At 57.8% G+C, this 22,859-nt stretch carries 12 protein-coding genes and 1 riboswitch; of the genes, 7 read left to right on the top strand and 5 right to left on the bottom strand.

Features of this window, described 5'->3' with window-relative positions:
• Positions 1–61: 61 nt before the first annotated feature.
• The 3 genes from AC3IUF_RS07165 to AC3IUF_RS07155 are packed head-to-tail and all read right to left on the bottom strand — an operon-like array spanning position 62 to position 7,708.
• Positions 62–5,605, bottom strand: a complete 5,544-nt coding sequence (locus AC3IUF_RS07165) for a calcium-binding protein (protein WP_489280796.1) — start codon at positions 5,603–5,605, stop codon at positions 62–64.
• A gap of 2 nt (positions 5,606–5,607) precedes the next feature.
• Positions 5,608–6,462 (bottom strand): hypothetical protein, encoded by an 855-nt coding sequence (locus tag AC3IUF_RS07160; RefSeq protein WP_489280794.1) that lies wholly within the window; start codon positions 6,460–6,462, stop codon positions 5,608–5,610.
• A 1-nt stretch (position 6,463) separates the two neighbouring features.
• Positions 6,464–7,708: a glycosyltransferase family 4 protein gene (locus tag AC3IUF_RS07155; RefSeq protein WP_489280792.1), complete on the bottom strand. Its 1,245-nt coding sequence runs from the start codon at positions 7,706–7,708 to the stop codon at positions 6,464–6,466.
• Positions 7,709–8,097: 389 nt separating this feature from the next.
• Between AC3IUF_RS07155 and AC3IUF_RS07150 the strand changes: the two genes are divergently transcribed.
• Complete coding sequence (locus tag AC3IUF_RS07150) at positions 8,098–13,389, top strand: SET domain-containing protein-lysine N-methyltransferase (protein WP_489280790.1); 5,292 nt, start codon at positions 8,098–8,100, stop codon at positions 13,387–13,389.
• Between the two features lie 132 nt (positions 13,390–13,521).
• On the opposite strand, the gene AC3IUF_RS07145 is transcribed toward AC3IUF_RS07150, so the two are convergent.
• Positions 13,522–13,950, bottom strand: coding sequence for a hypothetical protein (locus AC3IUF_RS07145; RefSeq protein WP_489280789.1), 429 nt, complete (start codon positions 13,948–13,950; stop codon positions 13,522–13,524).
• Positions 13,951–14,130: 180 nt separating this feature from the next.
• Positions 14,131–14,394, bottom strand: a complete 264-nt coding sequence (locus AC3IUF_RS07140) for a hypothetical protein (RefSeq protein WP_007911455.1) — start codon at positions 14,392–14,394, stop codon at positions 14,131–14,133.
• Between the two features lie 283 nt (positions 14,395–14,677).
• Positions 14,678–14,778, top strand: a riboswitch (guanidine-I (ykkC/yxkD leader).
• Between the two features lie 63 nt (positions 14,779–14,841).
• Between AC3IUF_RS07140 and AC3IUF_RS07135 the strand changes: the two genes are divergently transcribed.
• From AC3IUF_RS07135 to uca, 6 genes are all read left to right on the top strand, one after another.
• Complete coding sequence (locus AC3IUF_RS07135; RefSeq protein ID WP_007911457.1) at positions 14,842–15,909, top strand: putative urea ABC transporter substrate-binding protein; 1,068 nt, start codon at positions 14,842–14,844, stop codon at positions 15,907–15,909.
• An 18-nt stretch (positions 15,910–15,927) separates the two neighbouring features.
• Entirely contained in the window at positions 15,928–16,743 is an 816-nt protein-coding gene (locus tag AC3IUF_RS07130) for an ABC transporter permease (protein ID WP_095113796.1), read from the top strand.
• The gene (locus tag AC3IUF_RS07125; protein ID WP_123376328.1) at positions 16,740–17,528 is read left to right on the top strand and encodes an ABC transporter ATP-binding protein; all 789 of its coding nucleotides are present in this window, start codon (positions 16,740–16,742) and stop codon (positions 17,526–17,528) included. Before AC3IUF_RS07130 ends, AC3IUF_RS07125 begins: the two co-directional genes overlap by 4 nt.
• A 25-nt stretch (positions 17,529–17,553) precedes the next feature.
• Positions 17,554–18,279: an urea amidolyase associated protein UAAP1 gene (locus tag AC3IUF_RS07120; RefSeq protein ID WP_489280785.1), complete on the top strand. Its 726-nt coding sequence runs from the start codon at positions 17,554–17,556 to the stop codon at positions 18,277–18,279.
• A gap of 11 nt (positions 18,280–18,290) precedes the next feature.
• Positions 18,291–18,932: an urea amidolyase associated protein UAAP2 gene (locus AC3IUF_RS07115; protein WP_095113798.1), complete on the top strand. Its 642-nt coding sequence runs from the start codon at positions 18,291–18,293 to the stop codon at positions 18,930–18,932.
• A gap of 278 nt (positions 18,933–19,210) precedes the next feature.
• Entirely contained in the window at positions 19,211–22,843 is a 3,633-nt protein-coding gene (uca, locus tag AC3IUF_RS07110) for an urea carboxylase (protein WP_489280783.1), read from the top strand.
• Positions 22,844–22,859 lie beyond the last annotated feature (16 nt).

Here is a 22,859-nt window from a genome sequence, read left to right as displayed (position 1 = left end):
CGATGCTCGCGATGACGACTGGATTCCCATCGCGAGCTGGCTCAATCAGTCGCCATACGACTCAGACATTCAGCTCGTAAAACTGAATGATCTCCGTCATCGCCCGCTGCGCTTCTTCGTCGCCCTTTATCAAAATGTCTTCGACATCCCTCAATGGCGGAAGAGGGTGCAGACGTTCAGCAATCTGCATCGAGCTGTAGTCTTGAGTCGCTGTTCCTTCGCTGGCTCTTATGAAGCCGATTGCGCTTTCGCCTGCGGCAAAATGATTGGAAACCCGGATTTTCGGTGCCATGCCGTAATCCACCACGATCACCAGATCATCGCGCTCACGGTGAAACTTCAAGCTGTCGATCGTCAGCCTGCGTTCGGAAAAGTCGATCCCGTCAAGGCCGTCTCCGCGATTGATGATCACGTCCCTGCCGAGGCCATCGTATCGGTAGATATCATTTCCGGCGCCGCCGGTCAGCGTGTCATTGCCCGGCCCACCCAACAGCAGATCATCACCGGGGCTGCCCGTGAGCACGTCATCCCCTTCCATGCCTCGGATTTCCCCCGCGCCGCTTATCGTGTCGTTGCCTCGACCACCGACTAACGGCAGCGCCCGTCCGTCTCGCAGAGACGTAAAACGCGTTGAATTGTTAACGGCTACACCCGTATGAAAAGTCTCGGGCGCAGGGCCCAGCTGACTTGACTCCAAGAGTTGCTTCAAACTCACGACCGACCCATCGGCGAAATTCAAGAGCTCAATCCCGGCCCCCTCAAGTTCACCGTTGAGGGGCAGGACGATGCGAACCTTCTGTATCCCACCCCAATTGATATCGAGTGTCGGATGGAGCATTTTCGCTCTTGGCGGATTGCGGTGTGCCCCGCGACCAGGGTTGGGTTCCAGCGCGACATGTGTGGTTTCTATCAGCGCAGCACCCCAGCTCAATTGCAGTGCATTGCGCTGCGCATCTGCTGGAAGGACGACCGTGTCCTGATCGATCAATCCGTACTTGTCTTTCCACCCCGCTGCGCCAACTTCTGCTCGGTGGAAAACAGGGTTCGGCACATCCGCAATCGTGGTAGTTGCTCCGGCGTGCGCTTGCACGATGTAGGTGTCGGCACCGTCTTCACCGTAAAGCCAATCATCCCCTGCCCCGCTGACCAGATAGTCGGCGCCCTCGGAGCCCAGCAAGGTATCGTCACCTGCACCTGCGGATAAAAACGCGCCCGGTGTTCTGTCGCCGACAGTGCCGTAGTCAAGTGGGGAGCCTGCATAAGCGACAATCAGATCGTCTCCCGCGCCGCCGTGGAAAACGTTTTCCACTTCGACGTTGACTCGCCCGCCGGCATCGTCGCCAGAGACGATTTTGCGTTTGATCGTTTCAGTTGTGACATCCCAGCGAAACGCCTTGGGCACCGTTTCCCCCGAACCGAAGCTTGCTGCCGGATAGATGTACCAGCCCTCAAGCGCGCCGGATTCCTTACGGTCTTCAACCAATACATCTCCGGTATTGAATGAAAAGCCGTTGGCCGAGCCGGATCGATAATAGCGAGGCGCCTGACTCGAAGAGGCTATCGCCCCATCGGCTTTCACCTGCTTATGTTCGACACGGGTTGTGGTTTTCGACTGCCTTTCACTGACCACGGCATGCCCTGCATCAACCTTCATCCATGGCGGCGCGTCAGACAGTGTTCCCGTTTCGACGCCGTCATCGCTCAGCTCGGTGTGAGTGATGTAACCGGTGTCGCTAGTCGTGATATGACTGCGAACCCAGACGCCTTGATCACTCAAGGTGAAACCTGTGGCGTGTTTGCGGGCGTAGCGCTTGGATTTGATTTGTGCGAGGAATTTTTCAGTCCAGTCAACGGGGTGATCAGATGCCACAGGGCGTTGCGCCGCGATGGTTACATCGTCTGGCTGAACCGGATCTTCAACTTTGCTTTGCTGGATTCCTGAGGCGGTTACAACTTCCGGTACAGGTGACTCGGGCACCTTTATCGGCGGCAATGTTTTACGCAGGACATCCTCATAATCAAGTACAACGCCATCGCTGAAACTGAATGTGGAATCCTTCCACTGCTCGTGACTCTTGATGAGTATCGCGTCGCCCGCGCCGTTGGCCAGCCGCAATACCGTGCCGACGGCAACTTCAATAATGTCGGCTTTCAGACTTTGTGCGGAAAAGCCTGCGCCGAACCTGATGATGTTGCAGCCGCCGGCATCGGTAACAATATCCAGACCATCGCCAGCGCCGAAATAGTAAACATCAGCGCCGTCACGGCCTTCCAGCACGTCGTTACCGGCACCGCCATCAAAAACGTTATTGCCGGAATCGCCGCGAAGGTGGTCTACGCCCTCCCCGCCCAATAACGTGTCGTTGCCACCACCGCCCAGCAAGGTATCGTTGCCTGATCCACCGTCCAGATAATCTGCGCCGTGTTCGGCCTCGGCTGTCTGCTCGTAGTCGCCGGATAAAATGTCATCATCAGCGCCGCCATAAAGCGTGTCGGCGCCCAAGCCGCCCAAAAGGGTATCGTTTCCTTCATCGCCTTGAAGGTAATCATTGTTGATTCCACCTGACTGCAGGTTGGACACATCGCCATCCATCGCGTCAGCTCCTGCCCCACCGATCAGGGTATCGGAGCCACCCATTCCCTGAAGTGTGTCATCGCCCGCTCCACCATCAAGTAAATCATTGCCGTGATAACGAACCGGATGCTCAGCATAATCCCCGGCCAGCGCGTCGTTACCTTCACCTCCGAGCAGCAGATCATCCGCCCCACCGCCCCAGAGCTTGTCGTCTCCTGCACCACCGTCCAGCAGGTCATTTCCAAAAAAGTGGGCGGCGTCCCCGGCAACGCCGTTCAGTACATCGTCATCCCCCTTGAGAGTGTCATTGCCTGAGCCACCATAAATCGCATCGGCTCCACCGTTACCAGTGAGCCAATCATCGCCACTGCCACCGTCCAATACATCGTTGCCATGGTGTTTGCTTTGCAGGCCACCGCCCCAGTCGAGGTTATCGCCCATCATTGTGTCGTTACCGCTTCCTCCGGCCAGCGTGTCATTTCCACCATCCCCCGAAAGAAGATCATCTTCAGTTCCGCCATCAAGCAGGTCCTCGCCCCATCCACCATTGAGAACATCACGACCGCCCTGGCCGTAGAGAACATCGTTATCACCCTGCGTCGGACTGTTAAAGGAGGCCTTTGAAAAGACAGTTCGGTGACTGGTGACACCACCATCTATAAGAACGTCGACGCGTTTGAATCCCCATTTCTGCTCCAGCGCGCCGGTCGTTTCATCGCCTGATAAAATGTCATCCCCCGCACCTCCAATCAGCGTATCCCGATCGTTACCGCCCAGAAGCACGTCTTGGGATGCCGTACCGATGAGCAAATCGTGACCTGCTCCTCCATCAAGCCAATCACCTCGAGCTGTTTTCCCTTTAACGTCGCCAGCGGCCATGGCTTTTTCGAGCGTCGTCTGTTTATCCCCAAACAATTGATCGTTTCCATCCTTGCCGAACAATCGATCAGAACCGCCAAGTCCGAGAATGACGTCGTCCTTGGCAGAGCCGTAAAGCACATCGGCCTTGTTTCTCTGTTTTACGTTGGCCAATAGCAAGGCGTTGCCCAGCTCATCGTATGAGAACTGATCACCGGGAACATTGGGGTCGATATCCTTCGCTTTCCAGTCGCCCTTAAGAACCAGATCGGGAGCAGAGACCGTATGGCCTTGGTATTCAGGAAGTCGGATGCCAAGCAGCCCGGAGCGGAAGTTCTTGATAACGACGAGATCGTTCAGGCCATATTTGATGTTGAGCGTGGGTTCAGTGAGTTCTTCGATGAGGGTCAGGGTGATGGCCTGATCCTCGGTCGACCAGATATTGCCCAAAGGGGCGCGACGTTTGAGTGAAGGAATCGGCGAGCCGTTGATCCATAGCTGCCCATTTGGGGTGGCGTCGAAGATTTCATCGATGCCATCACCGCTGGAAAACTCATAGCGGTCGCTGCCCTCGCCACCGATCAAAGAGTCGTTACCCTTTCCTCCGACCAGAACATCATCACCGGCCATTCCGTGCAGCGCATCATTGCCGTCGCCTCCGGCAAGCAAATCGTTGCCGCGTCCACCCTCAATGACATCGTGACCTGCCAGCCCGTTGATCGTGTCATTGCCCGCGCCACCATAAAGATGATCAGTGTTCGCACCGCCCGCGAAAGACCGCGCGCCGTCATCACCGAACATGACCAGCGAGTTCAACACACCCGTGGTCATCGGCACCTGTTTGGCTGAGGCGAGATCGGAGTAGGAAAACTTCTGCAGCGAGTGTTCTCCAAACGAGCGCTGAGTTCGGGCAATCAAACGGGCCAACATCTGCGCACGATCGGTGAGCCATTGCGCGGTAATGAAACCTTCGCCAGTCAGCGGATCGTAGAGCTCCAGTCCGCGTCCGGGGTAACCGTCAGCTCGCTCAAGGACGATTTCACTGAGTTGCTTCAGGGAATTGCGCAGCGCCAGGCCGATGGGTGTCGACTCGCCAGCCAGTTTTGCCCATGAATTCGCGTTTCCGTATTCACCTATTGATCGGGTGACGATGCTTTGGGACTGCTCTGGTGGAAATGCCGAGAAGAATGCGTAAGCGTTGGTGGCGAAGGTTTCATCGGTGGTAGGTGGCGCTGCTGAATCGCCGTCGTAGGTGCGCTTGAACATGTCCAGAAATTCGTTCTGGCCGTAACGCAACATCAGGTCGACCACGGCGGAAACCGGCGTGCCTTTCACGACATGCTGAATCAGGGGATTGAGGCTGCCACTGGCGAGCGCGATATTGATTTGCTCCGGCACGACAGAAAGCAGACTTTGCAATGGGTTGATGCCGAAATTGCTGATCGCCGCTCGCAGGCCGACACTGTATGAATCGATGGCGAACAGAATATTTTTATAGTCATCGAGCCTGTTGGCTTGTGCCTGAATTGGTGGGCCGCCATCTTCCCGTTCCGCATCACCAGCGGAGATTAATCTCCAGGTTTCATAGGGTGGCATTCCACCCAGCAGGCTGAACCCGACTGTCCCGGACCAACCGGCGTTATGGCTCACGGCTGTATCTTTCTCTCCGCAAGCCTCACTAAACAGTGCCTTGCCGATCGCACTGGCATCAATCTCTGCAATCTGGCTGATGGACGGCACCGTCCAGGGTGCCAGTCGACCGGCGAGAGATCCGTCGATCAAGGTATTGATGAAATTGGCGGCGACCTGATTCGATGACAGTTGCATCAGCTCTTCACTGAAAATTTTATTCAATCTCAGTTCACCTTGCCGCGACGTATAACCGCGAATCAGGGCGGAGTAGGCACCGTTTCCACCGTTGGCATCAATGGCCACGGCAAGCCAGAGCCTGGCACTTTTCAGAATTTCTCCCGCTTCTTGATCGACAGCGGTAACCTCAGAAACTCTTCTGCCGATAATATCGAATAGCTTTTGATACAGGGGAGCGCAGTTAGCCCCCGCTATTCCCAGTGCCTCGTACTCAATTTTTTTTGAGAGAAGCCTCATACCTTTGCAAATATTGGCTGCGTTAAAGATCGCTGTTTTTTCCATATCGCTAAAAACATAACTCATCGTTACTTCCTTGTAATAACTGAGCGTGAAAGATAATCACTGAGAAACTTGAGCATCTCAGGTGCTTCGCGTAGTGACGATAGACCGAGGTCTACGCTGCCGTGCCCCCCAGCAAAGTCAAAGCTATCCAGATTGACAGTGCAGAAAAAGTTCAACTTGCCAAAATCCAGATTTTCCAATTCTGCTCTGCTGAGCCTTGCCAATTTCTCGTCAGTCAGTTGTTCCTCGGAAGCCGGGCGAATCAAACCGTCACAGTCTATCAACCGAGGGGTGCCATCACGCCGCGGCCAGCCAGTAATGACAAACGTTCTGACGGAATCCACATTCTTGAAATGCGGCGGCGGAGCATCCAGCCAAATCTCTAACCCCGGATAATTTTTCAACTTCACAATCAACTCATCCGGCCAGTTGATGTGGCGATAGCCCCGTTCATGGGGCTCGGTGGTTTCTTTTTTTGTATAAAGCCCAGCATTCAGTTTATAAAGACGCCAACTTTCAGGAATCGACTTCAGGCTCTGATCCTGGTACCGGCGCAAGCCCGTCCCGGTCCACCAGAAATGCCCCTTGAGCGTATTGGCCAGACACGCTTTCTTATTCGCCAATTCAGGCATGCCCACATAAAACTCCGGGACCAGAGTCTTATCCACATAGCTGCCGCCCAGTATGGGCACCTGCTTCAGGCTCGCCAGCTTCTTTTGACAGGCCTCCTGATCCGCGTAATAGATTGCCATTGCCTCAGCGACTTCTTCTTTACGGATATAAAAATCAACCACGCAGTAACAGACATAAATAAACAAGCCGTATTTCAACAACGTCTTAAACCATTTAACCCATTGCTTACGCGACATCCCGAGCATTTCAAAGCTCCCGGTCAAACTGAGTTTCAGGCTGTTTCTTGAGATGTCCGGACATCGCGCTTTCAAATAGCTCAAAGTAGTGTTTAGTGCCGTACTCCACATCAAATCTGCTCGCCGTCAACTTCGCGGCGCTGCGCAGGCTGTCGTACTCATCAACGGAATCAAGAACCTTGGTAATACGTTTGGCGATACCGTGATGATCGAAGAAATCCACCAGCATTCCATTGTGACCATCGACGATCACCTCCCTTACCGGAGCCGTATCTGACGCTACTACCACACACCCAGCCGCCATCGCCTCCAATAACGACCACGACAAAACAAACGGATACGTCAAATAAACATGAATCTTTGAGCAGTCCAGAATCGCGCGGTAAGTCCGGTAAGGAAGCTTCCCAGTGAAATGAACGGTGGAATGATCGAAACTTACCTCTGCCTGCATCCTGCTGCGCCAATTTGCATAGCCAACCGGCTTACACCCATAACTGACGTCATCACCGCCCACTACGATTATCTGCGCATCGGGACACTCAGCCTGAATATGCGGGATCGCTCGCATAAAACTGTGAAACCCGCGATAAGGCTCAAGATTCCTCGCGACATAAGTAACGATCGGCTGCCCGGCTCTCAGCTCGACGCCATTGGGCAACCTGACGGCCCCAACTTTCGCCAAGCAAGAACTTTGAATGACGCCCTCGTGAATAACCCGAATGGCCGACTGATAAGCGGCCGGAAACAGATTGCGCTGCCACCGCGTAGGCGCAATGGCAATGTCACATTGTTCGAGATTCAAAAGATGCAGCGAATTGAGCACTCGCAGCCTTGATGACTCTCTTGTGGCTCGCGGGAATTCAGGGTCGAACCCAGAGTCCGCGCCCTGCGCTCGATAGTAATATTCGCAATAGTGAATAAGCGGCGTGTCAGGATAGACATCCTTGACGAAGAGCGTTTCCCCCCATCCGGGATGAGCAAGAATCACGTCCGGCCGATAACCCGAATGTTTCAGTCGGCTCAGAATTTGAAAAACTTTCTCTCCATCAGTCACCGCTTGTTCGTAACGGATCAGATAGGGGTGAATAGCGCCCGCTGCTCTGCTGGCGGCGCGGTATCGATATATATTCACCTCTGCGATACCCGGCGCCGTATCCCGACCTATCGCCAAAACCTCGTAACGGCTGTCAATCGCCGCCAGCACCACGTGACGGAACTGGCCCGGAAAGTTTTGGTGAATCACAAGAAGCTTCATAACGGCATCGTCCTTTTATTCGCCGCTAATGAACTGAGTTTTGCTCACCTCGATCGGCAGGAACAAACGCTAACAAATGCAAGGAAATGAAACTGTAGGAAGCGTCCGGGAATGCCCTAGGAGAAGGCTAATGGGACGACTTTTCGACGGGCATAAAAAAGCGGTGCGGCACCCGTTGGCGGATTTGAGGGTTTACTGAGCCTATCGCCGGATTGGACAGGAAGTCCGTTTACATCCTCTCCGGCCGCGCGACACTGGGCTCATCTGACCTGTACGCAAAGTCTCACACTTGGTTTATGGCGTTTGTTCACGGAGTGTTTTTACTCTCGTGGACGCTGGAAGCGCCCCCCGCGTTTCCCAAGGACGACTCTTTGACTATGGACAGTCTCATGACGGGCAATACCCTCGTAATCACACCTTCGCAGATTCACCCGCTCCCACTTGACGATCAATCCACGCCAGAACCTGACGACATCGACTCGTCAAACGCAGGTACCGGCAGTGCCATCCGGCAACCGCTGGGTAATCCGGGTGGGGCGTTGTCCTGGCCGATTCCACTGAGTCCAGACGAACAACGGCGCTTGCGCCTGATCACGATGAATCATGCGCACCATTTGGGCGATCAGCCGCTGGTGATGCAAACCAAGGGCGGTGTGCTGGAGTTTCTGCGCTATCGCTGCCCACTCCCGGATAACATCGTGAACGATCCTGCCCGGGTACTTGAAACCCTGCTCGGCTGTGCGCAAGGGCAACTGATGGGCAGAGCTTTGCAACAGAAAATGCAAGGCATTGACAGCGCAAGCAGTGCGATCGATTACCTGCTGGCGGGCATCACACTGCAGCTGGACCCCGAATCGATCGCAACCCCTGATCGGCACAAAACAGCCGGCTTTGATCTGGCCAGTGATCGGCATTGGGGTCGGCACGCCTCTGAAGTTGCAGGTGAACTGGCTGCTCATTTAAGCCGTGAAGGTAGAACCAGCGCTGACTTGGCGAAAGCCGGTGCGTACCTTTTGTTGGCCAGGCTGGCCCCGCAGTTTCTGATTGCAGAGACTCCTCAGAATGTGAAAGTTGGCAGTCTGGCTTGGGCCAACCTGACCATGGCAGCAATGGCCATCGAAGCTCAAACACCGGGCAAAGTCCCCGGCCTGACGTTTGCCCAGGTCATGAGCATGGCGCAAAGTGCCCGCCTGGCAGACCCTGCGTCTACCCAGCGCATTCAGACAGCTGCGTTACTCGATTGGGCCGTGGCCAACGAAATCATCCTGAAAATAAACGATGACAGCTACACCGCCGGACAACTTGAAACGATAAGAGCGACATTTAACCAGGAGCTGGATGAGCGGCTTGCTGCCGCCAGAATACTGGACAAGGAATTACCGACACGAAAAGACATTGCCCTGGCCATATTGATGGAGCGATTTGGCGATTTGGGTCCGCTTTTCGACGTCAAGGCACTCCACACAGATACATATCGTGGCGAGCGTGGACAGACGGGTTTTAGTGGCATTCATTCGCTACTGGATTACGCGATGATGGATTTGCCGAATCCACGGCCGCTGGCATCGAGTGACTCGCGTATTCCCTTGGAGGCATTGAACAGTAACCCGACATTTGGCGTGCGGGAGGCTTTCGAACAGCAATTCACGCGCGCCATCGAGGCTAAAAAAACCGCTGTCAATACAACGGTCAGGCACATGATCTCCCTGCTCCCACGAGAGGACCGAAAGAATTTCGAGTTTGGAAAAATCAGCTTTTTCCAGCAAGGATCATTTTTGTCAGATGGCTTTTTCAACCATACCCCCTGTCCGAACGCGCCCGGACTGCTCATTGGAACGCAGTTGAGCGGCCACTTCCACGCATATGAAATCAACATCAATAAAGACACGATCGAACGCATAGCTCCGCACAAGGCAAAGCATCAGGATTCCAGGGAAGCCAACAAATATTTTACGACCAGAGAGCTTGTCCCCCGTGAGGCGGCAAATGAACTGGGTCGTGAGCGCACCGTCAGCGAATCACTTTTGAACAGTTTCAACAGCGCTCGGTCCCGTGCGATTGCCGATACCTTTGTACAACATCTTGATCTGGATGACCCCACAATCAAAGAGCTGGCACGCGGGCAGACGCCTATGGACGAATATTACCGGCCCAAGGCGCTGGGGGAGTTTTTGTTGAACCTGATTCCCTTCAGGTCCGCCATCGTCAATTTTCAGAAGGGCAACTACGGCGAGGCGGTATTTGATCTCACAGTGGATGTATTCGGTTTTCTCACTGCGGGCGCCGCCACTGCCGGAAAATTGATCAGGATCGGCAGGACAGCTCTTTCCGCCGGGACCAAGACACTGAAGACCGTTCATGTTATCGGCGTCGCCACCATCGAGGTGCTCAACCCGGTGGGTGGCCTGGGTAATCTGGCCAGACTCCTCGCTACCGGCGGCGCTCATCTACTCTCCCGAGGTGCCAAAGCCGTCAACCGGCTCAGGGGCGCCGCTGACAGCTACGACGTATTGAAAGCTGTCAGCACACAATATGATGCGGCGGCAACAGGCACCATAAAAGTGGCTGGCCAGACTGTGGAAGGCGCCGCCGTGTTGAAGAATGGTCACTGGTATTCATTTGATGCCAACACGATGCGACCTTATGGCAGCCCGATCGAGGAGTTCGCGGTCGCCACCCAGGCGGTCGCCGGCAGAGTGATCACTTCACACGTCGATGAGTTACTCGAGCTGAGCCATGATCTGTTCGGGCATTACGGTGTGCCCGAGTCCACAATCACCGGGCTCTCTCGCAACAGCCAAGGGGTATATGTTGCCGCCGATGGGCATCTCTCCCACATACGCCATACCGATAGCAGCGGTAAATCGGCGGTGTACGAGGTCAGACAGATCACTCGCACGGAAGACGGCATTGTGCAGGCGCGGGTCTATCACAATAACCGGCAAACCGAATTGCTGATTCAGCATCTCCGGGATGAGCAGTGGCAACGACTGGGCGCGCAAGGGGCTGGGCGGGAGATTACCGCATTGCATTTGCGGATATGGGAAGCATTGTCGACGGCGCAACAGCAACAAGTTACTCGCAGCGGCTTCGCCCGACAGTATCTGCTACCTCGCAAAACATTTGAGTATTACGTCAAGCCTGATGGCCAATTGAACGCCACGGGCGTGCTGGTGCGCGACCGCCCCGTTGACACGCCATTCAATCTGCCGAGCGAAGCGCATGTCCGCGAATGGCAGAAAATGACGCAGAACGCCCGTGACGTAATGACCATGGGCGGATTTGCCGGTCTGCATCACCTGAACCCGGCAACCTTCAGAAGTTACGTCAGGGCCGACGGTGGCCTGGGGCCGGCTGGCGAAGTGCTGCTGCACAGAGCGGCCGGGCGTACCTATAACCCATTTACAGATGACTATCTGCACCAGTGGAATGCGCTCTTCAGGCAGCCGGACAACGCGATGACAGCCACGCAGTTCATGCATCAACATCAGCTCAACCCCTTCATATGGCAGAAGCACGTCAAGCAAGATGGATCGCTGACAGAGGAAGCTGTCAAACGTCGCGATAAGGCGGGACAAAACATCGATCAGCCTGTCTCGCTTCAGCAAGCAGAAGCGCAGGTGATTCGGCAGATCGAGGTGCCCGGCAAGAGTCCGAAGGGCAAGACCCAGAGGGTCACTGCCGAGCACCTGCGGCGATGGGAGGCACTGCCTCAAGCAGAACAGCAGCAGCTAACCCGAGAAGGCTTTGCACTGCAGAATAATCTGCCGCGAAAAACATTCGAGTACTACGTGAAGCCTGACGGCCGATTGAGCGAAACCGGCGTACTCGTACGCGACCGTCCGACAGACAAAACCTTCAATCGGACAAGCGAAACGCACGTCCGTGATTGGCAAAACATGACTCAGCAAGAGCGTGACACCATCACAATTCAAGGATTTTCCGGTCATCATTATCTTCAACCAGAGACCTTTGCGGGCTATGTGTACGCCAATGGAAGCTTGAGGCCAGCCGGACAATCGCTACTGCACCGCGCGGCCGGTGGCACCTATAACATTTTGACCGATGAACATTTGCGTCAGTGGTACGGGCTTTCCAGACAGCAAGACAACACCCTCACGGCAGAGGATTTTGTCCGTCGGCACTCACTCAATCCTGCTACATGGCAATCGAAAGTCAAAGTCGATGGAACCCTCAGAACCGCAGCCTTACGGCGTATCGAAAGCGGAGCACAAAGCACAAGAGTGCGCAAACAAAGGATCACTACCGAACATTTGCGGAACTGGCTGGCGTTACCGCAAGCGGAGCGACAGAGCCTCACCCGCGCAGGCTTTGCCCGACAGAACAATCTGCCGCGGAAAACATTTGAGTACTACGTGAAACCTGACGGCGAGTTGAGCGCGACCGGCATATCAGTACGTGACCGTCCTGCCGACCTGGCCTTCAACCAGCCGGATGAAACACATGTCCGTGACTGGCAGAAGATGTCTCAGCAGGAGCGAGACACAATGACCGTGGAAGGTTTTGCCGGTCATCATCATCTTCATCCGAATACACTTTACAGTTATGTCCGGGCCGATGGAGGTCTGGGGCCACGGGGGCAGGCCTTGATGCACAAGGCCGCAGGCCATACTTACAACGCAATTACCGACGAACATTTACGCCGCTGGGACGTGCTTTTCAGGCTTGCGGACAACACCGTCTCGGTGACCGCGTTCGGGCGCCAGAACGGACTCGATCCCCGCCAATGGATGAGCTACGTCAACATTGACGGCACGTTAAAAGACACAGCCTTGCGACGTCTCGAAGGAGTGGGGCAAAGTACCCTGCCACGCCTTGAAGACCAGCCCCCTGAAACGATTGCGCCACAAAAGCGCCCGGCGCCGGTCTCGCTGGACTCACCGCAACCGAAGAAGCCCGCCGAGGCGCCAGAGCGTGTCGACGAAATTCCAGGCCTCTCTTCCGACATCTTGCCAGTCACCATCAAGATTGAACCTGGGGCTTCCTCGTCGTTGCCTCATCAAGCCGACAACACATTGCCGATCCTGCAAGATCCGCAAAACCCGACAATCAGCCGGACATTATCCGTAGAGGGACCGATTGATGACATCCGTATCGCCAACTGGAGTGGCCTGCTTGACGGTCTCGATAGCGCAAGCAAACAACACGTATCAACTCAGATCAAGGAATCGATCAAAGACTGGTTGCATACCGAAGGGCAGCATCAGGCGAGGTTTGATCAGACTCTGGAAGTGCTCACGGCCCTGGATGACGGTGGACCCAATCGCGGCGCGTCGGTATGGGCGCGCCGCGATATTGCCAAATTTGAGGTGCTTGGACCGTACGCGGGCAAATTCCACGAATCAGAAGCGTCATTGTTTCGGGAGATACGCAAACAAGGTTCACGGGCTGTACTGACCTATTTGTTCGGCACACGTTCGGGCAATCGCTCAGTGAGTGCGCTGCACACGGGCAATACCCTGAGCCTGATCAATACCTCGCAACTGGGCAATGGCCCGGCATGGAGGTCGAATAACGTCATTACCATCGCCGCGGGGAAAAACCTGACCTTCTACGTGGCGCTGAATGACATTCGCAAGGGAGATGAATTACTGGTGGATTACGGCCTGTCCTACAAGCCGGTGCCTGATATAGCGATCAAACCGGACCCTAGTCGCTGATCATCAGATTCAAGCGCCAAAGCGACCGCGGCCTTAAGTCATTTAGTGCGCTTAACAGTTGGTCTTCATCCTGACGATATCCTCAGGCACAAAAAAGCGGCGCTTCAAGCGCCGCTTTTCATTTGCGGGTGATTACCAGCGGTTACCACGCCCATTGTGATCGCCGCGTCCACTGTGTCGGTCGTAGTTGCCACGACCGCGATGGTCGTTATCCCAACCGCCGCGACGGTGGCCATTCCAGCGCCCGCGATCGTTGTCGTGCCAGCGACGGCTTTCGTAGTAGCGCGGGGCCGGTTGGTAGTAACGCGGCGCCGACTGGTAATAGCGCGGTTGCTGGTAGTACCGCGGGGCTGGCTGGTAGTACCGCGGGGCTGGCTGGTAGTAACGTGGCTGCGCGTAATACGTGCTGCCACCCCGGTAATAGGTGCCGCCTGTGTTGTAGTAGGCCGGTGCGGGTGACGTGTAGACCTCTGAGCTGTAATACGAGTCCGCGTAAGAGTACGGGACGCAACCGGCAACGGAAAACATCAACGCAGCAAGCAGAAGAATTCGTCTATACATGGCGGCCTCCTGGACCGCGGGTTGGCCACACCAGCGACGCTGGCAGGCGACAGTCATTTAATCGGTGACTGTCGAAAAATCAGACAGCGTTTTCGGCATCTGGTGCGTTCCTGCAACAAGTTGAAACAAGTGATTAATGAAATCCTGTTCATTTGGAAAACGCTGTCATTCAGCCGCTGATTAATGGTGGCCACCGTGATATCCGCCGCCGTGATAACCCCGTCCGTAACCACCCCGATACCCGTAGCCACCGTGGTAATAACGCGCACCGCCGTAGTAGCGTGGCCCGTAATAACCACCGTAGTAATAAGGCGAGTAATAGCCGGGATAGTAGTAGGTGGACGGATACGCATCGTAGGGACCGGCGTAGTAATAACAACCGGACAGACCGAAACCGAGCACCGCTCCCAGCAGCGCCCTTCGCAACGTTTTTTGAATGAGCATGGCGGCCTCCTGAAAGACCCGCGACAGCAGTCGGCACAGACCGGCTGACATCTGTTTTGACTGGCGAAGCCATGCCGAGTGCCAACACCGCAAAACCATCAGATCAGCGGCAACCACGCTGCATGACGGTGCAGCCGCGCACCAACACAAAGCGCCACATCGCCCTCACCTGCAAACCGACGCCACCCGCGCGCCCGAGCCAGAGCGCCTGACGCAACTTGGCACGCGTCTCGCTTTAGCAAACCCGTGCAGGAGTCATCACAGGTTCGCGGCACCACAATTTGCAATGGCTGACTAGGGTTCCGGCTCGCAATCGCGAGTGGCTGGTCCGAGAGTTGGCGACCTCCAGTTGAGGTTACACGGCGGGACAAAAGCCCGGGAGACAAGCCACCGTTCGCGGTGCCGCGTTGCCTTCCTGTCCGCCCTTGATCAACTGGAGAATCCACCATGACCCGACTACGTTTGCCCGCCCTGCTCGCCGCCGCCTTCGCCGCGCTCATCAGCACGCAATCCCCCGCCGCCCAGAAAGACCACTTCAGCGTCTGCTGGACGATTTACGCCGGCTGGATGCCCTGGGAATACGCCGGCAGCCAGGGCATCGTCGACAAATGGGCGAAGAAATACGGGATCAAGATCGACGTCGTGCAGCTCAACGACTACGTCGAATCGATCAACCAGTACACCGCCGGCCAGTTCGACGGCTGCACCATGACCAACATGGATGCGCTGACCATTCCGGCCGCCGGCGGCGTCGACAGCACCGCGTTGATCGTCAGCGACTTTTCCAACGGTAACGACGGCATCGTCCTCAAGGGCGCCGGCAAGAAAGTCGCCGACCTCAAGGGCATGGACGTCAACCTGGTCGAACTGTCGGTCTCGCACTACCTGCTGGCCCGCGCGCTGGATTCGGTCGACCTGACCGAGAAAGACCTGAAAGTGGTCAACACTTCCGACGCCGATATCTCCGCCGCTTTCAACACCGAACAGGTCAACGCCGTCACTACTTGGAACCCAATGCTCTCGGACATCAAGGCCAAACCGGGCGTGACCGAGGTGTTCAATTCCAGCCAGATTCCTGGCGAGATCATGGACATGATGGTGGTCAACAGCGCCACCCTCAAAGACAACCCGGCGCTGGGCAAAGCACTGACCGGTGCGTGGTTCGAAGTGGTCGAGTTGATGAACGCCAAGAACGCCGCGAGCAAAGCTGCGCTGGAGCACATGGCCAAAGCTTCGGGCACCGACCTCGCTGGATTCCAGGCACAACTCGACACCACCAAACTGTTCGCCACGCCAAGCGAAGCGCTGAACTTCGCCACCAGCAAACAACTGCCGGAAACCATGCGCAAGGTCGCCGAATTCTCCTTCCAGCACGGCTTGCTCGGCGAAGGCGCGAAAGACACCAGCGCGGTCGGCATGGCCTTCGCCAACGGCGTGACCAGTGGCGACACCGGCAACCTCAAGCTGCGTTTCGATCCGACTTACGTGCAGATGGCCGCCGACGCCAAGCTGTAAGCCACGGAGGATTTGGCCATGCGCCTGATCAATCGCCACCCGGATCGCCCCAGTCGCCTGCTGTTGGTGATCCTGCCGTTCGCGCTGGTGTTGTTCGCCTACTTCATGGGTTCGGCCGAGCGCCTAGCGGAAAACCCCAACGACAAACTGCTGCCCAGCGCCGTGCAGATGAGCGACGCGGTCAAACGTCTGGCCTTCAATGCCGACAGCCGCACCGGTGACTACCTGTTGTGGCAGGACACCGCGTCGAGTCTGCGGCGTCTGGCCATCGGCCTCGGCATCGCTGCATTGGCCGGGCTGTGCCTGGGCATCGCCGCCGGCACGCTGCCGTTGTTCGGCGCGCCGTTGTCACCGCTGCTGACAGTGCTGTCGATGGTGCCGCCGCTGGCGATCCTGCCGATTCTGTTCATCGTCTTCGGTCTGGGCGAGTTGTCGAAAGTCATGCTGATCGTGATCGGCATCACCCCAGCCCTCGCTCGCGATCTGGAACAGCGCGCACGGGAAATTCCCGTCGAACTGCTGATCAAGGCGCAGACCCTCGGCGCCTCGACCTGGACGCTGATGCTGCGCGTGGTGTTGCCGCAACTGCTGCCACGCTTGCTGATTTCGTTACGGCTGATGCTCGGTTCAGCGTGGCTGTTCCTGATTGCCGCCGAAGCGATCGCCTCCACCGACGGCCTCGGCTACCGGATTTTTCTGGTGCGGCGCTATCTGGCGATGGACGTGATTCTGCCGTACGTGGTGTGGATCACACTCCTCGCCTGGCTGATGGATTGGGGCCTGAAATACCTGACCCGTCGCGCCTTCCCTTGGTATGAGGGGGCGGCCAAATGAGCTTCATCACCGTGAAAAACGTCTGGCAGCAATACGCCGATCAGGTGGTGCTGGAAGGCTTGAACCTGAGCGTCAACGAGGGCGAGTTCTGCACCCTGGTCGGCGCGTCCGGTTGCGGCAAATCGACCTTCCTGCGCCTGCTGCTCGGCCAGGAAACCGCGAGTCGCGGCGAGATTCTGCTCGACGGTCAAGCGCTGGCCAGCGAACCGGATGCCAGCCGTGGTGTGGTGTTCCAGCGCTACTCGGTGTTCCCGCATTTGAGCGTGCTCGACAACGTCGCCCTCGGCCTCGAATTGCCGCGTGCGCCGCTGATCGGTCGGTTGTTCGGCAGCGCCAAACGTGAGGCGCGCGAACAAGCGGCGGCATTGCTGAATAAAGTCGGCCTCGGCCATGCCCTCGACAAATACCCGGCGCAGTTGTCCGGCGGCATGCAGCAACGCTTGGCGATTGCCCAGGCACTGATCATGAAACCGCGGGTGTTGCTGCTCGACGAACCGTTCGGCGCGCTCGATCCGGGCATCCGCAAGGACATGCACGCCTTGCTGCTGGAGCTGTGGCGCGAGACCCAGTTGACCGTGTTCATGGTCACCCATGACCTGTCCGAAGGTTTCAGCCTCGGCACCCGTCTGCTGGTGTTCGACAAGGTGCGTCTCGACCCGCACGCCCCCGGCGCCTATGGCGCACGCATCACCTACGACATCCCTTTGAACAGCGACCGCCGCGCCCAACGCGCCGCCGTCGACGCCCTGCCGTTGCCACTGGCAGGCGCCCTTCGCACCGCTTGAGAGGACTGCTCCGATGAATAAGCCGATGACTGATTCGATCCAACTGTTTCCACCCTTCGCCGAAGAAATGCTCCCCGGTGGCGGCCACCGTTCCTTCGTGTTGAAGCGCGGCCAATTGCTGCGCCTGACCGATCTGCGAGGCGGCGCCAACGTCAGCCTGACCCTGCTCAACGCCAATGAAAAAACCGAGCGGCTGAACCTGCCCGACAGCCTCAAGTGCCAACACACCGCCAAACTCACCAGCGGCCACTGCCTGTACTCGGACATGGGCCGCGTACTCGCCGCAATCACTGCCGACACCTGCGGCTGGAGCGACAGTCTCGGCGGTGTGCTCTGCGCCGAAGAAGTCGCAGAAAAGTACGGCCAGGGCCGCTATCAGGAACTGCGCAACGGTTTCTTCCGCAACGGCACCGACAACCTGTTGGTGGAACTCGGCAAGTGGGGCCTGGGCCTCTCCGATCTGCTGATGACGCTCAATCTGTTCAGCCGGGTCAACGTCGATGAGACCGGGCGCTTCCACTTCGTCGAGGGCAATTCCAAGGCTGGCGATTACATCGAACTGTACGCGCCGATGGACACGCTGGTGGTGCTCACCGCGCTGCAACACCCGATGGATCCGGCGCCGGAATACGCACCCAAACCACTGAAGCTGAGCTGGATGAACGCCGACGCCAGCGTCGCCGAACACTGCCGCACCTCGCGCCCGGAAAATGAGCGCGGCTTTATCAACACCGACCGTTTGTTCGCCTGAGGATCGCTGCCATGTCAGTTGCTATCGCCACTTCGCAAAAACAACCCGACGCAGCGGTGTATCGCGCCACAATCCCGGCCGGTGAACCCTGGCTGATGGAGGTCAAGGCTGGCCAGACCCTGCGCATTCTCGACCTGGAAGGCAATCAGGCCGTCGATACCTTGTTCTACAGCCTCGCCAACCCCAAGGAACGCTACGACGTGCAGCGCACCTTGCGTCGACAGAACAGCGTCTACCTGAGCACCGGCAGCGTGCTGTATTCCAACCTCGGCCACGCAATGCTGACCATCGTCGCCGACACCTGCGGACGCCACGACACCCTCGGCGGCGCGTGCGCGCAAGAGAGCAACACCGTGCGCTACGCCCTGGAAAAACGCTACATGCACAGCTGCCGCGACAACTACCTGCGCGCCTGTGCCCATGATGGGCGACTGGGCAAAGGTGACATCGGGCCGAACATCAATTTCTTCATGAATGTGCCGGTAACGGCGGATGGCGGGCTGACCTTCGAGGACGGGATTTCGGCGCCGGGCAAGTACGTCGACTTGCGTGCGGAGATGGATGTGATTGTGTTGATTTCCAACTGTCCGCAGTTGAACAACCCTTGCAACGCCTACAACCCGACACCTGCGGAGCTGCTGGTATGGAACTGAAAATCAGCCGTTTGCGCCGTTGGCTTTTCGCCCTGTGCCAGGCCCGTTCCGGGCAATGCCTTAAAAAGTGAAACCAGCACAAATCCCATTGTAGGAGTGAGCCTGCTCGCGATCGCGGTGTGTCAGACACATCAGTTTCGATTGATCCGACGCTATCGCGAGCAGGCTCACTCCTACAGGGGCTCGGTGGTGATCTGAAGTGGTTTTTTCATCCGGGACGGCCCGGATGTCTGTCGAAAAACAGCGGGACGGCCCGCTTCCCCTTCAGGGGTTATGCCATGTTCGAAAAAGTCCTCATCGCCAACCGTGGCGCCATTGCCTGCCGCATCCTGCGCACCCTCGGCGCACTGCAGGTCAAAGGCGTGGCGGTGTATTCCGAAGCCGACGCCGCCAGCCTGCACATCCTGCACGCGGATGAAGCGCACAGCCTCGGTGAAGGCGCTGCCGCCGGCACCTATCTGGCGGTCGAAAAAATCCTCGCCATCGCCAAGCAAAGCGGCGCCACCGCGATCCATCCCGGCTACGGATTCCTCTCGGAAAACGCCGCGTTCGCCGAAGCCTGCGCAGCGCAGAACATCGCCTTCATCGGCCCGACGCCGGAGCAACTGCGCGTGTTCGGCCTCAAACACACCGCCCGCGCGTTGGCCAAACAACATGGCGTGCCCATGCTCGAAGGCACCGAACTGCTCGACAGCCTCGACGCCGCGCTGATTGCCGGCGAACAAGTCGGCTACCCGGTGATGCTGAAAAGCACCGCCGGCGGTGGCGGCATCGGCATGCGCGTGTGCCGCAGCGCCAGCGAACTGAGCGAGTCGTTCGAAGCGGTGAAACGCCTCGGTCAGAACAACTTCAGCGACGCCGGCGTGTTTATCGAGAAGTACATTCAGCGCGCCCGGCACCTGGAGGTGCAGATGTTCGGCGACGGACGCGGCGAGGTCATCGCCCTCGGCGTGCGCGACTGCTCGGTGCAGCGGCGCAATCAGAAAGTCCTCGAAGAAACCCCGGCGCCGAACTTGCCCGACGGCATGGCCGACGAGCTGTGCGCGGCGGCGATCAAACTGGCGAAGGCGGTGAACTACCGAAGCGCCGGCACGGTTGAATTCGTCTTCGACAGCGACGCGCAGCGCTTCTACTTTCTCGAAGTGAACACACGGTTGCAGGTGGAGCATGGCGTCACTGAGCAAGTATGGGGCGTGGATCTGGTGCGCTGGATGGTTGAGCTGGCGGCGGGAGATTTACCGCCGCTGAGCGAGTTGTATCGTCAGCTGAAACCCGAGGGCCACGCGATTCAGGCGCGCCTGTACGCGGAGGATCCCGGCCGCGATTTTCAGCCGAGCCCAGGCTTGCTGACAGCCGTGGAATTCCCGCCGGCCAACGGTATTCAACTGCGCATCGATACCTGGGTTGAGGCCGGTTGCGAGATTCCGCCGTACTTCGATCCGATGATTGCCAAGGTCATCACCTGGGCGCCGAGCCGCGAACAGGCGCGCGCCGAGTTGCATCAAGCGTTGGGCGACAGTCTGTTGTACGGCGTGGAAACCAACCGCGATTACCTGCGGCAGATTCTCCTCGACGCGCCGTTCGCCAGCGGTGAGCCGTGGACCCGTTGTCTGGAAGGTCTGGTCTATCGCGCCAACACTTTTGAAGTGCTCAGCGCAGGCACGCAAACCAGCGTGCAGGATTATCCCGGTCGCCTCGGTTACTGGGCTGTCGGTGTACCTCCATCGGGGCCGATGGACAGTCGCGCGCTGCGTTTGGGCAATCGTCTGCTCGGCAACGCTGACGGCGCGGCGGCGCTGGAAATCACCATGAGCGGGCCGTTGCTGCGCTTCAATTGCACAGCAGTGGTCGCGGTGACGGGGGCGCCGATTGCCTTGACGCTTGAAGGCACAAGCGTGCCGATGAACACCGCGCTGCTGATCCCGGCGGGCGCGACGTTGCATCTGGGCAGCATCAGCGGCGCCGGGGCACGCAGTTATCTGTGCCTGCGCGGTGGTTTGCAGGTGCCGGATTATCTGGGCAGCAAAAGCACTTTCACCCTCGGCCAGTTTGGTGGGCATGGTGGTCGGGCGTTGCGTGCCGGGGATGTGTTGCATATCCCTGCGCTGACTGACCGCAGTGCTGGCCAGCAGTTGACCGAGCAGCACATCACCGCGTTGCCAGCGGTGCGGCAGATCAGGGTGATTTACGGCCCGCACGGCGCACCGGAATATTTTACGGAAAACTACATCGGCAGTTTTTTTCAAACCCAGTGGGAAGTGCATTTCAACTCCAGCCGCACCGGTGTCCGCCTGATCGGGCCGAAGCCGGAATGGGTGCGTGCCGACGGTGGCGAGGCCGGGTTGCATCCATCGAACATTCACGACAATCCGTATGCCATCGGCGCGGTGGATTTCACCGGTGACATGCCGGTGATCCTCGGCCCGGATGGCCCGAGCCTTGGCGGGTTTGTCTGCCCGGTGACGGTGATCGAGGCGGATCTGTGGCAACTGGGGCAGCTCAAGGCTGGCGACAAGATCCAGTTCATTCCCGTCGACCTCAAAACCGCCCGCGATCTCGCCCTGAAATGGGATAACTGTGGGAGCTGGCTTGCCAGCGATGGGGCCCGTCCAGACACCGCATTAACTTCATCGCTGGCAAGCCAGCTCCCACAGGATCTTGTGTCGCCTGTGGTGCTGGAGTTGGGTCAGGGTGATATGCGCTTGGTTGGGCGGGTCTCTGGCGATACTCACCTATTGTTGGAAATCGGCGAGCCTGAACTCAATCTCGTCCTGCGCTTCCGCGCCCACGCCCTCATGCAAGCGCTGGAACACAAATCCCTGCACGGCGTGATCGACCTCACCCCCGGCATTCGCTCATTGCAAATCCACTATCAACCCGAGCAACTGCCGCTGGCCGATCTGCTCGGCATCGTCGCCGGTGAATGGGACGCGGTGTGCGCCGCCAACGACCTGCAAGTGCCGTCGCGCATCATCCATTTGCCGCTGTCGTGGGACGACCCGGCCTGCCAGTTGGCCATCGAAAAATACATGACTACTGTGCGCAAGGACGCGCCGTGGTGCCCGAGCAATCTGGAGTTCATCCGCCGCATCAACGACCTGCCCAACCTCGACGAAGTGCAGCGCACGGTGTTCGAGGCGAGCTATCTGGTGATGGGGCTTGGCGACGTTTACCTCGGCGCGCCAGTCGCCACACCACTCGATCCGCGTCATCGTCTGGTCACAACCAAATACAACCCGGCACGCACCTGGACCGCCGAGAATTCGGTGGGCATCGGCGGTGCCTATATGTGCGTGTACGGCATGGAAGGTCCCGGCGGTTATCAGTTTGTCGGGCGTACCTTGCAAATGTGGAACCGCTATCGCGAAGTCGCCGCGTTCGACGGCAAACCGTGGCTGCTGCGCTTCTTCGATCAGATCCGTTTTTACCCGGTCAGCGCCGACGAGCTGCTGCGCATCCGCCGCGATTTTCCGCTGGGGCGCTTCGATCTGAACATCGAACACAGCCAACTCAACCTCGCCGAGTATCAGACGTTTCTCAGCCGTGAAGCCGAGAGCATCAACGCGTTTCGTGCTCAGCAACAAGGCGCATTCAACGCCGAGCGCGAACGCTGGATCGCCAGCGGTCAGGCGCATTTCGACAGCGAAGAAGCCGTGGCGGAGTCCAGCGAAGACGCTCCACTGGCCGACGGTGAGCACAGCGTCGACAGCCACATTGCCGGCAATCTCTGGCAGGTGCAGGTCGAGGCCGGCAGCCGTGTCGCGGCGGGTGACGTGCTGGTGATTCTCGAGTCGATGAAGATGGAAATCCCGGTCCTCGCGCCGATGGCCGGGGTGGTGCGCGAGATCCGCGTGCAGCCCGGTTCGGCGGTGCGCGCCGGACAACGGGTCGTGGTGCTGGAACTCGACTGAAGCCAATTGGATAAGG

This window comes from Pseudomonas sp. KH_040 (assembly GCF_057839305.1).
Note: the sequence above shows the minus strand (reverse complement) of the source record. Positions and strands in the feature narration are given on the sequence as shown.